The sequence below is a fragment of the Mesorhizobium sp. M7D.F.Ca.US.004.01.2.1 genome (assembly GCF_003997785.1).
Classification (GTDB): Bacteria; Pseudomonadota; Alphaproteobacteria; order Rhizobiales; family Rhizobiaceae; genus Mesorhizobium; species Mesorhizobium loti.
Genome location: NZ_RZRQ01000159.1, coordinates 1 through 13,641 on the forward strand (window position 1 = coordinate 1; position 13,641 = coordinate 13,641).

The window sequence follows — 13,641 nt, forward strand, 5'->3', positions numbered from 1 at the left end:
CCCTTCCCAGATCAGCTTCGACAGGTTTTCGCCGAGCGCGTCGTCGACTTCCTGGAAGATCCTGCGCGCCTCGGGAAAGGCGTCGGCGAGATCTTTGCCCATGCCGACTGCCTGGCTGCCTTGTCCAGGAAAGGTGAATGCAACGGCCATGCGAGGACTCCCAAGGGCTGGTTTTGCTTATCTGATAGACGAGTTTTTCTTGCCTGTGACGCAAGGCAGGTCGCCAAGTCAAGCCCAGTTCGACCCCGCCCGGCGGCGGCTTCGTCTGCCGAGTGCCTGTTCCGAAAGGCTTTTTGGCGATCACTCCTGATGAAAACCGCTCACGATTCGTTTGCTGGCTCTTCTTATTTTCGCTACAGGCGCTAGCTTTGCGTGACAATTCTATGACAATCGAGTGACGTGTTTGTCGCTGGGTGGGGAAGTTAAGGTGGCAAAGAGTTACAAACGCGCAGGCAAGGCCGCGCCACAGTTCTTGGAAGACGACCCTTCCACCGGCTATCTGCCGGGCAGGAGATGGCCGGTCGTGCGCTATGGGCTGATCAGCCTGGCGATCGCTGCCATGCTGGTGTTTGCCATCGAACTGATCGTGCGCGGCGACTTTGCTGGCACCGTCTCCTTCTTCCTGCAGCCGCTCAAGCCTGGCTGGACCACCATTGTCGTGTTTGCGCTGATCCTGATCGGCCTCGATGCGGTGCTCGGCCGCAGCCACCAGAGCCTGATGATCGTCGCGCCGCTGACCTTGTCGCTTGCCTTCGTCGGTCACCAGAAGTCGCACTATCTCGGCGATCCGCTCTATCCGACCGATTTCCTCTATGCCCGCCAGATTTTCGCGCTGCTGCCGCTCCTGGTGCGCGACCGGCCGATGACCGCGCTTGCCATGGTCGTCGGCATCGTCGCCGGCCTGTCGCTGCTCGTCTATGGCTGGCGGCTGTGGCGCCGCAAGGTTCCGGTGCTCAGCCGCAAGGGACGCCTTGCCCGGCTGACGCTGGCCGTGCCGCTGCTCGCTTTCTTCGTTTCGATCATGGACTATGCCACCTTCTCCTGGACCAGGGACAGGCTGCAGATCATACCGATCATGTGGGACCAGAAGGAAAATTATGCCTCCAACGGCTTTGCGCTGGCCTTTGCCCTCAACGTGCCGATGGCGCATGTCTCGGCGCCATCAGGCTATTCCGACAAGGCAATCGCGGCGATCAGCAGGACTGATGTGACCGCCTCGGTGCCGGCCGAGAAGCCCGACATCATCATCGTCATGAGCGAGTCCTTCTGGGATCCGACCAAGCTGCCCGGCGTCACCATCACGCCCGATCCGATCCCCAATGTGCGGGCGCTGCGCTCGGGCTCGATGTTCTCGCCGGAATTCGGCGGCATGACCGCTAACATCGAGTTCGAGGCGCTGACCGGCTTTTCCAACGCATTCCTGCCGGCCGGCAGCATCCCCTATCAGCAATATGTGCGCACGCCGACGCCTTCGCTCGCAACCTTCCTCAAGAGCCAGGGTTACCGCGCGCGCGCCATCCATCCCGGCACCAATTGGTTCTGGAACCGTGGCGCGGTCTACGCCGATTTCGGCTTCAACGATTTCAAGTCGGAAGAAACGCTGCCGCCGATGCAGAAGCGCGGGCCGCTGGCATCGGATGCGGCGATGACCGACGAGATCATCAGCGAGGCCGACGCCAGCGACGAACCGGTGTTCTTCTTTGCGGTCAGCCTGCAAAACCACGGTCCCTACGAGCCGAACCGCTATTACAATCCCACCCATACGGTGCAGGCGCCGATCAGCCAGTGGGCGCGCGAATCGCTGCTGAGCTACGCCGAGGGCTCAGCCGATGCCGATCGCGGTCTCGAACGCCTGGTCGAATGGGCGAAGAAACGCTCCCGCCCCACGGTGATCGCCTTCTTCGGCGACCATCTGCCGCCGCTGGGGCCGGTCTATGTCGAAACCGGCTTCCTGAAGGACAATGTCGCGCCGCGCAAGGAAGCGTCGCCCGAGGCCGCCCTCGAACACCACGAGACGCCGCTGGTCATCTGGTCGAACCGCACCGGGCCGGCTGAAGACATGGGCGCCGTCAGCCCGGCCTTCCTGCCCTATCATATCCTGAAGACGGCCGGCATCAGCCATCCCTATTACACCGGATTTCTGGGCCAGATGAGCGAACGTTACCGCGTCGTCGACCGCAACCTGTTGCTGACGCCGGCTGGCGAGGCCACGCCCGATTGGGCGCGGCAGAAAGAGATCGACCCGGCGATCCGCGATTTCCGCCTGTTGCAGTACGACATGATGTTCGGCAAACGCCACGCAGCGCCAGACTTCTTCCCCGAAACGGTCGACAAGGTTGTCGCCGCCCATACGAGTTGAACCGATCGATCCCGTGAGGAGCCGGCCGGTCTCTCTCGGGTCGAGCGTTCAATTCGTCAATTGCAGCTTCGTGAACTTGTTGGCGATCTGCAGGAACACGTTCGGCAGTTTGGTAGGATCGTTGACGGCATAATAGTCGCTCGGGTCTGAAGCGCAGGCGCTGTAAAGCGCGCGGTTGGCGGCGGTGTCGGACTGCAGCACCATGGTGTAGATTTGCACCCCCTCGTCCTTTAACTGCGTACAAACGCTTTTGGTCCAGCCGTCGACATTGCGCGCCGCGGTCGTCTGGTTGTCCGATCCGAAGCGGCCACCAGCCAGATAGCCATAAGGTGTGTAGTCGGATTTCGTCGGCTGTTCGCTGGCGCCATAGACGACGTTCTCGCCATCGGTGAGCAACAGCACGATCTTGCTGATGCCCGGCGTCTTCCAAGGCGCGCCATCGGTATAGGGCGCGGCGGGCGAAAGCACCCGCATCCCCCACGATAGGCCCTCGGAGACATTGGTGCCTGAACCGTTCCACTCGGTCATCTCGCCTGCTGCCTTACGCAGCTTGTCGAAATCGTCGGTCAGCGGGACGACGGGTGTGGGGCAAGCGCGGTTCGGGCCGACTGTGATGCGGGTGCCCGTCTCGGTGATGAGCTCGTTGACGGGCGCGATATATTTGGCGATCTTTTCCTTGGCAGGCTTGCCGGGCGTCACCAAATCGCCGACAAGATCACTGACATCGATGCCGAGAGCGTTGCCTTTCTGCTTATCGAGCTTGGTCTTGTCGTAGCCGTCGTCGAGATAGGAATTGTTGTAGTATTTATCCGAATTGCCATAGGAGGCAGACGGCATCTGGGCAACTTGCGGATCGTCCGGCGCAAAATACGGAACGAACAGCGTGTCGGGCTTGGCGGGATCTGGCGGGGTGTCGGAAATGTTGTAGGTGCCCGGTCGCGCCTCGACACAACCTTTCCACCCGGTACCGTTCCATCCGGGCTCTGTCCATCCGGTCTGCTTGAGCTGCTTGAAAAGCGCCATGTGATTGGGACGCTTACCATCGATGACCGGGAAATTGATGCCGTTGGTGGACGACTTGCCGTCCATATCGATCCAGGACGGGTCGAATTCGTCACCGTCGACGTTGACGGCCGTAACGAATGGAACCAGCGAGGCACGGATCTGGCGCGTCGGCGACTTTGTCGATTCGAGCGTGTCGAGCAATGATTTGGTCGCTGTCCTCAGCGCCGTCATGCGCGCGCCGGCCATGGAGCCGGTGTTGTCGAGCACCAGCACGACTTCGAGCTGGTTGTTCGATTCGACGGCGGAGGCATCGACCACGATGTGCTTGCTGTCGCCGAACAGAAAGGCGAAGTTAAGACTGACGTCAGCGGAGGCAGTCGCCTTTGTCTTGACGAAATTGATGCCCTTGTCGACGGTCAACGTCGCCTGCGCATTGCCGAGTTCACCGTGCCCGACGATATTGGCCTGGAAATAGCGGTTGAAGGCATCATTGCGGGTGATGTCGAGATCGCCAAGATGCGAGGAGGCAAGGTTTGCCCCATCGAGGGCATTCTGCAGATTGCTCTTGGCCCGCATGAGGGTGGAGACATCGGTTGCGAAACCGACAGCCGTCAGGATGACCGGCAAGCCCAGTCCCAGCACGAGCGTGAAATTGCCGCTCGTTGAGCGCCAGAATTTGTCGAAAAGCATCCTTACCCCCGCAAATGCTTGCCGCGCTTTTTGTGCGCGGGCTATACGGCTTCTGCGCCTCCTATGATGAATCGACCGTTGACGGCGGGGGTTCAACTGCGCACAACCTAACAGTGTGGTTAAGGCGCAGTTGCCGGAAACCTCAAAGCCTGGGCCGTTGTTGCTGCTTGATTTTTCCGCCGCATGCGACACAGAGGACGCCGCCCGCCCTTGCGTTGCGGCTGGATTGCTATATAGACGCCCGCAATCTGCCGGTCCTTGCTGGGGGCTGAACGGAGGGCCGGAGGTTTTTTTCGAAAACCTTCGTGTGATGCCAGAAGTGCTTCCGCCTCCCGTGTCTCCGCTCTCGACCGTCTCGAAATGCTCCTTTCTTCCCCGCCCTTCGGGACCAGCGGGTCAGAGAAGTTGCAGAGGCTTTTGCCGCCGGGAACCGGGAGAGAAACGAAGAAAGGCACTGAACCACTATGGCTCTATACGAACATGTGTTTCTTGCCCGGCAGGACCTCTCGCAGCAGCAGGTCGATGCGCTTGTCGAACAGTACAAGGGCGTCATCTCCGCAAATGGCGGGTCCGTCGGTCGGGTCGAGAACTGGGGACTGAAGTCCCTTACCTACCGGGTCAACAAGAACCGGAAGGCTTACTACACGCTGATGGACCTGAATTGCCCCGCGGCCGCGCTCAACGAGATGGAGCGCCAGATGGGCCTGTCCGAAGACGTGCTGCGTTTCCTGACCATCAAGGTCGAGGCGCATGAGGAAGGCCCGTCGGCCATGATGCAGAAGCGCGAAGAGCGCTCGGAACGCGGCGGCTTCGGCGACCGCGACCGTGGCGATCGTGGCCCGCGCTCGTTCGGCGACCGTGATCGTGGCGACCGTGGCGATCGTCCGCCGCGCTCGTTTGGCGACGCTGGTGCCGATCGTGGTCCGCGCCGTCCGCGCGAAGGCTTTGAAGGGGGTGCAGAATAATGGTCGACATCAACCAGATCCCGACCCGGCGCCCGTTCCATCGCCGCCGCAAGACCTGCCCGTTCTCCGGCGCCAACGCGCCCAAGATCGACTACAAGGACGTGCGTCTGCTGCAGCGCTACATTTCAGAGCGTGGCAAGATCGTGCCGTCGCGCATCACCGCCGTCAGCCAGAAGAAGCAGCGCGAACTCGCCAAGGCGATCAAGCGCGCCCGCTTCCTCGGCCTGCTGCCCTACGTGGTTCGCTAGATCTTTTATGAGCGGGCGGTTCGCCGCCCGCTCATCTCCCACGGCGACGGGCGCCGCAGGGTTGAGCTTCAAATCCCGGGTTGAGGTCAAAACCTCTAACTGCCGCGACAGGCAGGACAGCGACACCAGCGCCCCAGGCGCTCAAGCTTCCTGACCTGTTCCAGAGACATCCGGCGTCGATCTCATCGATCGATTGGCGCCCAACCAAAGGAACAAAACCATGGAAGTCATTCTTCTCGAACGCGTTTCCCGCCTCGGCCAGATGGGCGATACCGTCAAGGTCAAGGACGGCTTTGCCCGTAACTTCCTGCTACCGCAGGGCAAGGCTCTGCGCGCCAACGAAGCCAACAAGAAGAAGTTCGAAGGCCAGCGGGCCCAGCTCGAAGCCCGCAACCTCGAGCGCAAGTCGGAAGCGGCCCAAGTCGCCGAAAAGCTTGACGGCAAGAGCTTCATCGCCGTTCGTTCCGCCGGTGAAACCGGGCAGCTTTACGGTTCCGTTTCGACCCGCGACATCGCCGATCTGCTGACGGCGGAAGGTTTCTCGGTCAACCGCAACCAGATCCTGCTCAACCAGCCGATCAAGACTATCGGTGTCACCAATGTGGCGATCGCGCTGCATCCGGAAGTCGAAGTCACTATCACGCTCAACATCGCCCGCACGGCCGACGAAGCCGAACGCCAGGCCAAGGGCGAGACGCTGACCACCGCCGAAGCCATCTATGGCGACGACATCAACGACAACGCCCGGCCGGAAAACTTCTTCGACCCGAACACCGAGTTCGAGGGCGGCGAAGACAACGCCTGATCATACGTCGCAAGGCGATTGGAGCTGCGCTTCGATCACGATTAGAGCTGCTCTGATCACTTTGCCGACATCCAGCAATACTGGACCAACGCCCGGGCCTCGCGCCCGGGCTTTTTTATGCCAAATGGAACTTTTCGAACCCCTATATATTGTTGCAGACTACAGCGTCGCGCGTCCTTTGGCCGCGCAAAATGACGCTGTGGAACTTTGGTTCGGCGCAAGATCCCCGATGAAAATCGATTCCGATTTTCGGGTCACGCGCCAAGACAGCCTGTCTGGCCGAGAGGGGACATTTGGTCATGAATATTCTGTTGAAACGCGTTCTCGACCGCCTGGTGCGGACCGGCAATCTCAAGGTAACCGGCCCCAAGGGCGCGACAGTGGTTTTCGGCGACGGCAGCGGCGAACCGGTGCACATGCATATCAAGACCGCGCATGCCGAGCGCGCCATCACCTTCGATCCGATGCTGGCTGTGCCTGAATCCTACATGGACGGCGAACTCGACATTCTCGAAGGTGGCGTGCTGGGCGTCATGCGCATCGCCTTCCAGAACATGGGCAGCGGCGGCATCGACGCCACCTGGTCGAAGGCCATCGAAGGCCTGCGCCACGCCTTCCGCCGCCTGCAGCAGATCAACACCGCCTCGCGCTCGCGCCGCAATGTGCAGCGCCACTACGACCTGTCGGGGGATCTCTACCGGCTCTTCCTCGACGAGGACATGCAGTATTCCTGCGCCTATTTCGAGCAGCCGGACATGACGCTCGACGAAGCGCAGGCCGCCAAGAAGCGCCACATCGCCGCCAAGCTCCGGCTGAAGGCCGGCCAGACGGTGCTCGACATCGGCTCCGGCTGGGGCGGGCTTGGCCTCTATCTCGCCAAGGCGTTCGACGTCGACGTGCAGGGCGTGACGCTGTCGACCGAGCAACATGGCGTCGCTACCGACCGGGCGCACGCGCAAGGGCTGGAAAGCCGCGTGCATTTCGAGCTCAAGGACTACCGCGAACTCAACGAGCGTTTCGACCGCATCGTCTCGGTCGGCATGTTCGAGCATGTCGGCGTCAACCATTACCGCACCTTCTTCGACAAGAGCGCGACGCTGCTCAAGCCCGATGGCGTCATGCTGTTGCACACGATCGGCCGTTCCGGCGTACCGTGGGCGACCAGCGCCTTCATCCGCAAATACATCTTCCCGGGCGGCTACATCCCTGCGCTCTCGGAAGTCATGCCGGCTATCGAGAAGTCGGGCCTGGTCGTCACCGACGTCGAGATTCTCAGGCTCCACTATGCCGATACGCTGAAGCACTGGGGCCAGCGCTTCGCGGCCAACCGCGACAAGGCCAAGGCGATCTATGACGAGCGCTTCTGCCGCATGTGGGAATTCTACCTGGCTGCCTCGGAAGCCGCCTTCCGCTGGCAGGACCTGGTCATCTTCCAGATCCAGATCACCAAGAAGAACGACACGCTACCGGTGTCGCGCGACTACATAGCCAAGTGCGAGAAGGCGCTTGAGATGCGCGACATGGGGCATCGTGAAACGGCACCGGTCAAAAAGAGCCCTGCCGCCAGGCCGGCGCGCCGCCGCAAGGTTGCGGACCAGGAATAAGCATTGCCGCTTGCCATTGCCGGCTCCCGCACTGAAAAAGGTCCCGTGATCGTCACGGGACCTTTTTCATGACCTACGTCCTCTATGCCGCTGCCGCCCTGGCCGAGATCGCCGGCTGCTTCTCGTTCTGGGCCTGGTGGCGGCTGGGGAAGTCGCCGCTGTGGCTGCTTCCCGGCCTCGCCTCACTTGCCCTGTTCGGCTTTCTGCTGGCGCTGGTCGGCACGTCAGCCGCCGGCCGCGCCTACGCCGCCTATGGCGGCATCTACATTGCGGCGTCGCTTGGCTGGCTGGGGCTGGTGGAGGGCGTGCGCCCCGACCGCTGGGATTTTGCCGGTGCTGCGCTCTGCATTGCCGGCGCTTCGGTGATGCTTCTCGCCCCGCGGGGCGCGTAAGATGGAGTTGCCGGCATCCCTTCGCCAAGGTGTCGAGCGCCTGCTCGAAAACGTTCCTCTGGCGGTACTCAAGCAAGCGGCAAAGACGTTGTCCGACCGCTACCGCGCCGAGCTGCGCGACGGCCGTCTGCACATGGCCGAGGATCTGGCGGTGAAGGCCTATCTGGCGACGCGGCTGCCGGCGACCTATGCCGCGATCCGCGCCAGCCTCGACGCGCTGAGCGACGCAAAGCCCGGCTTTCAACCCAGGAGCCTGCTCGACGTCGGCGCCGGCCCCGGTACGGTGCTTTGGGCCACGACCGATCAGTGGCCCGATCTCGAACAGGCGGTGCTGCTGGAAGCGAGCGCGGCGGTACGCAAGGTCGGCGAGACACTTGCCGGCGACGCAATTGCCGCCCGGACCAGATGGCTGGCGGGTGATGCCACCATCGACCTTGCCGACATCGAGCCGGCCGATCTGGTCACTTGCGCCTATGTGCTGGACGAGATCATTCCTGCATCACTGCCGAAGCTCATCGGCCGGCTCTGGCAACTCACTGGCGACACGCTGCTGATCGTCGAGCCGGGAACGCCCGCCGGCTGGCAGCGCATCCTTGCCGTGCGCCGGCAGCTGATCGAGGCGGGCGCACATGTGCTTGCGCCTTGCCCGCATCAGGCGCCCTGCCCGCTCGCCCCGCCCGACTGGTGCCATTTTTCCCGACGCGTCGCCCGCTCGCGCCTGCACAGGCTGGCCAAGGACGCCGACGTGCCGTGGGAAGACGAGAAGTTCATCTATGTCGCAGCGTCCCGAGAGCGGCCCACTTCGCACCAGGCACGGGTTCTTGCGCCGCCGAAATCCGGTTCCGGCAAGGTTCTGCTCAAGCTTTGCAGGGAAGACGGCACCGCCGCCGAGCGCTTGTTCACCAAGCGCGACGGCGCCGACTTCAAGCTGGCCCGGCGGTTGGACTGGGGCGACAGGCTGGCTTCCGAATAGGCAGCCGTGGCGTTTGCGCCCGCGCCGAAGAAAAATTTCGGAGCAATGTCGAATCCAGGCCGTGCCGTTCGACCATTGGCGTTCTCGGACCTTTCGAGACGCCAAGAGTGTCAAACGGCATCAGCCAACAGGAGAAACGCAATGAGCTATATCGCAGGATTTGTCGCCGCGGTGCCCGCCGCCAACAAGGAAGCCTATCGCAAGCATGTCGCCAAGGCGGCATCGGTGCTGAAGGAGTTCGGCACCACCCGCATGGTCGAAGGATGGGGCGACGACGTGCCCGGCGGCAAGATCACCGACTTCAAGGGAGCCGTGAAGGCAAAGCCGGATGAAGTCATCACCTTTTCGTGGCACGAATATGCGGACAAGGCGGCGGCGGACGCAGCCTATCAGACGATGATAAGCGATCCGCGCATGGCGGAGATCGGCGCGTCCATGCCCTTTGACGGCAAGCGCATGATCATTGGCGGCTTCACGCCGTTCATCGACCTGAACACGACCGGCAAGACCGGCTATATCGATGGCTCGCTGGTGCCGGTGCCGGCCGCCAACAAGCAAGCCTACCTTGCCGTGGCGGCGAAGCAGGCCGCGGTGATCAAGGAACATGGCGCAACCCGCGTCGTGGAAGCGTGGGGCGACGATGTTCCCGACGGCGAGGTCACCGACTACCGTGGCGCCGTGAAAGCGACGGGCGACGAGGTTGTCGTCTATGCCTGGGTCGAATGGCCGTCGAAGCAGGTGCGCGACGACGCCTGGAAAAAGGTGATTGCCGATCCGCGCATGTATGCCGACACCATGCCCTACGACAATCAGCGCCGGGTCCATGGCGGCTTCGCACCGATCCTCGATGCCTGATCCCAAGAACCCTCGTTTTCGACAATCCTGGAAAAGGAGACCCACCATGCGTTACGCCTGTCTCATCTACTATCACCCCAAGACGCTGTTCGGCGGCAGCCCGGAGGCCAATGCCGTGCTGGCCGAGTGCGCCGGATATGACGAAGTGCTCAAGGCGAGCGGCCATTTCGTTACCGCCGAGGCCCTGGTGCTGCCGGACGAGGCGATGACCGTGCAGGTCCGCGACGGCAAGATGTCGTCCGTCGACGGTCCGTTCATGGAGACCAAGGAAATCCTGGGCGGCATCATCGTCATCGAAGCCCGTGATCTCAACGAGGCGGTGCGGGTGGCGAGCGGCCATCCGCTGGCAACGATCGGCTTCGTCGAAGTCCGCCCGGTCGTCGACTTCAGCCAGCCGCCGCCGGTCCTGTGAGCACCGCCGGCCCGCGCGACGCCCTGGAGGCGGCCTACCGCACCGAGGCGCGGCGCGTGCTGGCGACGTTGATCCGCCTGCTCGGCGGTTTCGACGCGGCGGAGGAGGCCTTGCACGAGGCCTTCACTGCTGCCGCCGAACAATGGCCGCGCCAGGGTGTGCCGGCCAATCCCTATTCCTGGCTGGTCTCGGCCGGGCGCTTCAGGACCATCGACCGCTGGCGCCGGGATGCGCGGCTGACCGGGGCCCTGCCCGAGCTCACGGCTTTGGCCGAGCCGACGCCGGAACCAGCCATGCCGGAAGACATCCAGGACGATGAATTGCGGCTCATTTTCGTCTGCTGCCACCCAGTGCTGACGCCGGATGCACGCATTGCCCTGACTCTGCGCGAAGTGGGTGGTTTGACCACCGAAGAGATCGCCCGCGCCTATCTGACGCCGGCACCGACCATCGCCCAACGCATCGTGCGGGCCAAGGCGAAGATCCGGGACGAGGCGATTCCCTACGAAGTGCCCGATCGCGACGACCTGCCGGCGCGGCTCGAGAGTGCGCTGCAGGTGATCTACCTGATCTTCAACGAGGGGTACGCGGCAACCGAGGGGCCAAACCTGACGCGGGCCGATCTGTGCGCCGAGGCGATCCGGCTCGGCCGGCTGATGGTCGAGCTGCTCGACCAGCCGGAGGTGCAAGGGCTGCTGGCCCTGATGCTGCTGCACGAGGCGCGGCGCGCAACGCGAGTCGATGTCAACGGCGATCTCGTGCTGCTGGAGGACCAGGAACGCGCCCTGTGGGACCGTGCGCTGATCGCCGAGGCCGACAGCCTGATCGGCCGGGCGATCGCCTCGCGCCGCATCGGACCTTACATCCTGCAAGCGGCGATTGCTTCCGTCCACGCCGAGGCGGCAGGCACGACTGAGACCGACTGGGCACAGATCGTCGCGCTCTACGATGCGCTCGGCCGCATCGACCCCTCGCCGGTTGTGGCACTCAACCGCGCCGCGGCCATAGGCATGCGCGACGGCCCGCAGGCCGGACTGGCGGCAATCGAGACGGTCATGGGACAAGGCGGGCTGGACGGCTACCATCTGGCTTATGCCGCACAGGCAGACATGCAGCGCAGGCTTGGCTTGACCGACGCGGCAAAGACCTCCTACCGGCGGGCGCTTGAGCTGACCCGGCAACCGGCGGAACGCCGGTTCATCGAGGGGCGCCTCAATCAGCTTTGAACGGAGTGGCTGCACAGGAAACCAGTGCTTGTTTTCCTGTTTTGTTCTCCCTATAGACGCGCTACATTCGTTCTTTCGATTCGAGTCAATTGTGATTCTTTCCACTGAAAAATCTTGGCTGTGAATCGCGGGTATCAAAGCTCATTGGACAGGCACTGGTGCAGATAAGTCAGCATGGACTTGTCACGTTCTGATATCGAGAAGCCGGGATCGAAATCGGGGACATCATGGCAGAAGCAGCGCGAAAATTCGGCGTGGCGGAAACACCGCTTTATCGTGAAGCGCCAAACAATATCGAGGCCGAGCAGGCGCTGCTCGGCGCCATCCTCGTCAACAACGATGCCTTCTACCGCGTCTCGGACTTCCTCAAGGCCAGCCATTTCTATGAGCCGCTGCACCGCAAGATCTTTGAGGTGGCGTCCGAGTTCATCCGCATGGGCAAGGTCGCGACGCCGATCACGCTGAAAACCTTCCTGCCGGCCGACGAGAAGGTCGGCGACATGACGATGGCGCAATATGTCGTGCGGCTGGCGGTCGAGGCCGTGACCGTCGTCAACGCCACCGATTATGGCCGCGCCATCTATGATCTCGCCACGCGCCGGGCGCTGATCACCGTCGGCGAGGACATGGTCAACATCGCCTATGACGCGCCGGTCGACATGGCGCCCGGCGAGCAGATCGAGGATGCCGAGCGGCGGCTATTCGAGCTGGCCGAAAACGGCCGTTACGATGGCGGTTTCGAAAGTTTTTCCGATGCATTGAAGAACGCCGTCGACATGGCCAGCGCGGCCTATATGCGCGATGGCCACCTGTCCGGCATTGCCACCGGCCTGCGCGATCTCGACCACCGCATGGGCGGCCTGCAGCCATCGGATTTGATCATCATCGCCGGCCGCCCGGGCATGGGCAAGACGTCGCTGGCCACCAACATCGCCTACAACATCGCGGCCGCCTATGAGCCTGCCCAGCAGGCCGACGGCTCCGTCAAGGCGGCCAATGGCGGCGTCGTCGGCTTCTTCTCGCTCGAAATGTCGTCGGAGCAGTTGGCCACCCGCATCATCTCCGAGCAGACCGAGATTCCATCCTCGAAAATCAGGCGCGGCGACCTGACGGAAGCCGATTTCGGCAAGCTTGTCGCCTACACGCAAGAGAACCACAAGCGCCCTCTCTATATTGACCAGACGGGCGGTATTTCTATCGCCCAGCTTGCGGCGCGCGCGCGCCGCCTCAAGCGCCAGCGCGGGCTGGATTTGATGGTCATCGACTATATCCAGCTGATGCAGGGTTCATCCGCCAAGGCGTCGCAAAACCGCGTCCAGGAAATCACCGAGATCACCACCGGATTGAAGGCGCTGGGCAAGGAGCTTGGCGTGCCGATCATCGCCCTCTCACAGCTCTCGCGTCAGGTCGAAAGCCGCGACGACAAGCATCCGCAACTGTCCGACCTGCGCGAATCGGGCTCGATCGAGCAGGACGCCGACGTGGTGCTGTTCGTGTATCGCGAGGAATACTACATCAAGAACAAGGAGCCGGAGAGAGGCACGCCGGAGCACCTCGCCTGGGAAACAAAGATGGTCGAGGTCCAGGGCAAGGCCGAAGTGATCATAGCCAAGCAGCGCCATGGCCCGACCGGCACCGTCAGCCTTGCCTTCCAGGGCGAGTTCACCCGCTTCTCCGACCTTGCCGAGGAGCATCACCTGCCGGAAAGGTTCGAGTAGCTTTTTGACCTACCCCAGCCCACTTCGCCCAGGCCATTTTCAAGCGGCATCCCTCTGATGGCCAAGTCGCGTGTTCAGTTCATCTGCCAGAGTTGCGGATCGGTGCATCAGCGCTGGGCCGGCAAATGCGATGCCTGCGGCGAGTGGAACACGCTGGTCGAGGAAGGCACGTCGGGCGGCATCGGCTCGGGTCCGGCCAACACGCGCAACGCCCGCAAGGGCCGCGCGGTGGTGCTGACCACGCTGTCCGGCGACATCGAGGACGCGCCGCGCATCATCTCGGGCATCGGCGAGCTCGATCGCGCCACCGGCGGTGGTTTCGTGCGTGGCTCGGCGCTGCTGGTCGGCGGCGATCCCGGCATCGGCAAATCAACGCTGCTCACCCAGGC

The 13,641-nt window shown here is 62.8% G+C and carries 12 protein-coding genes and 2 pseudogenes; 12 read left to right on the top strand and 2 right to left on the bottom strand.

Annotated features, from left to right (window positions below):
• Positions 1-150 (bottom strand): annotated as a pseudogene (locus EN993_RS37870) (ACP S-malonyltransferase); the annotation flags it as partial.
• A 244-nt stretch (positions 151-394) separates the two neighbouring features.
• Here EN993_RS37870 and EN993_RS20740 point away from each other — a divergent pair.
• On the top strand, positions 395-2,359 hold the full coding sequence (locus EN993_RS20740; RefSeq protein WP_206532397.1) for an LTA synthase family protein: 1,965 nt from the start codon (positions 395-397) through the stop codon (positions 2,357-2,359).
• A gap of 48 nt (positions 2,360-2,407) precedes the next feature.
• On the opposite strand, the gene EN993_RS20745 is transcribed toward EN993_RS20740, so the two are convergent.
• A complete protein-coding gene (locus tag EN993_RS20745; RefSeq protein ID WP_127264673.1) occupies positions 2,408-4,054 on the bottom strand; it encodes a pilus assembly protein in 1,647 nt (548 codons plus the stop codon).
• A 464-nt stretch (positions 4,055-4,518) separates the two neighbouring features.
• On the opposite strand from EN993_RS20745, the gene rpsF reads away from it, so the two are divergent.
• The 11 genes and pseudogenes from rpsF to EN993_RS20800 all read left to right on the top strand — a co-directional run.
• Positions 4,519-5,019, top strand: coding sequence for a 30S ribosomal protein S6 (gene rpsF, locus EN993_RS20750; protein WP_013532520.1), 501 nt, complete (start codon positions 4,519-4,521; stop codon positions 5,017-5,019).
• Complete coding sequence (rpsR, locus tag EN993_RS20755) at positions 5,019-5,267, top strand: 30S ribosomal protein S18 (RefSeq protein WP_006203718.1); 249 nt, start codon at positions 5,019-5,021, stop codon at positions 5,265-5,267. The genes rpsF and rpsR overlap by 1 nt, the downstream gene beginning before the upstream one ends.
• A 220-nt stretch (positions 5,268-5,487) precedes the next feature.
• Positions 5,488-6,072 (top strand): 50S ribosomal protein L9, encoded by a 585-nt coding sequence (rplI, locus tag EN993_RS20760; protein ID WP_109663351.1) that lies wholly within the window; start codon positions 5,488-5,490, stop codon positions 6,070-6,072.
• Between the two features lie 299 nt (positions 6,073-6,371).
• The gene (locus EN993_RS20765) at positions 6,372-7,676 is read left to right on the top strand and encodes a cyclopropane-fatty-acyl-phospholipid synthase family protein (protein WP_109662822.1); all 1,305 of its coding nucleotides are present in this window, start codon (positions 6,372-6,374) and stop codon (positions 7,674-7,676) included.
• Between the two features lie 68 nt (positions 7,677-7,744).
• Positions 7,745-8,068 carry a YnfA family protein gene (locus EN993_RS20770; RefSeq protein ID WP_127264674.1) on the top strand — a complete coding sequence of 108 codons (324 nt, stop codon included), beginning with the start codon at positions 7,745-7,747 and terminating at the stop codon, positions 8,066-8,068.
• Between the two features lies 1 nt (position 8,069).
• Positions 8,070-9,041 (top strand): small ribosomal subunit Rsm22 family protein, encoded by a 972-nt coding sequence (locus EN993_RS20775; RefSeq protein WP_127264675.1) that lies wholly within the window; start codon positions 8,070-8,072, stop codon positions 9,039-9,041.
• A gap of 141 nt (positions 9,042-9,182) precedes the next feature.
• Positions 9,183-9,896, top strand: coding sequence for a DUF1428 domain-containing protein (locus tag EN993_RS20780; protein WP_127264676.1), 714 nt, complete (start codon positions 9,183-9,185; stop codon positions 9,894-9,896).
• 46 nt (positions 9,897-9,942) lie between these two features.
• Entirely contained in the window at positions 9,943-10,308 is a 366-nt protein-coding gene (locus tag EN993_RS20785) for a YciI family protein (protein WP_127264677.1), read from the top strand.
• Positions 10,305-11,534, top strand: coding sequence for an RNA polymerase sigma factor (locus EN993_RS20790; protein WP_127264678.1), 1,230 nt, complete (start codon positions 10,305-10,307; stop codon positions 11,532-11,534). Before EN993_RS20785 ends, EN993_RS20790 begins: the two co-directional genes overlap by 4 nt.
• A gap of 227 nt (positions 11,535-11,761) precedes the next feature.
• A complete protein-coding gene (locus EN993_RS20795) occupies positions 11,762-13,252 on the top strand; it encodes a replicative DNA helicase (RefSeq protein ID WP_109662809.1) in 1,491 nt (496 codons plus the stop codon).
• A gap of 57 nt (positions 13,253-13,309) precedes the next feature.
• A pseudogene (locus EN993_RS20800) lies at positions 13,310-13,641 on the top strand (DNA repair protein RadA); the annotation flags it as partial.

Bases quoted from the DNA above. Each gene is read 5' to 3' on its own strand.
- EN993_RS20795 (WP_109662809.1), top strand. From the start codon at position 11,762: ATGGCAGAAGCAGCGCGAAAATTCGGCGTGGCGGAAACACCGCTTTAT.
- EN993_RS20775 (WP_127264675.1), top strand. From the start codon at position 8,070: ATGGAGTTGCCGGCATCCCTTCGCCAAGGTGTCGAGCGCCTGCTCGAA.
- rpsR (WP_006203718.1), top strand. From the start codon at position 5,019: ATGGTCGACATCAACCAGATCCCGACCCGGCGCCCGTTCCATCGCCGC.
- EN993_RS20770 (WP_127264674.1), top strand. From the start codon at position 7,745: ATGACCTACGTCCTCTATGCCGCTGCCGCCCTGGCCGAGATCGCCGGC.
- EN993_RS20780 (WP_127264676.1), top strand. From the start codon at position 9,183: ATGAGCTATATCGCAGGATTTGTCGCCGCGGTGCCCGCCGCCAACAAG.
- EN993_RS20745 (WP_127264673.1), bottom strand. From the start codon at position 4,054: ATGCTTTTCGACAAATTCTGGCGCTCAACGAGCGGCAATTTCACGCTC.
- EN993_RS20765 (WP_109662822.1), top strand. From the start codon at position 6,372: ATGAATATTCTGTTGAAACGCGTTCTCGACCGCCTGGTGCGGACCGGC.
- rplI (WP_109663351.1), top strand. From the start codon at position 5,488: ATGGAAGTCATTCTTCTCGAACGCGTTTCCCGCCTCGGCCAGATGGGC.
- rpsF (WP_013532520.1), top strand. From the start codon at position 4,519: ATGGCTCTATACGAACATGTGTTTCTTGCCCGGCAGGACCTCTCGCAG.
- EN993_RS20785 (WP_127264677.1), top strand. From the start codon at position 9,943: ATGCGTTACGCCTGTCTCATCTACTATCACCCCAAGACGCTGTTCGGC.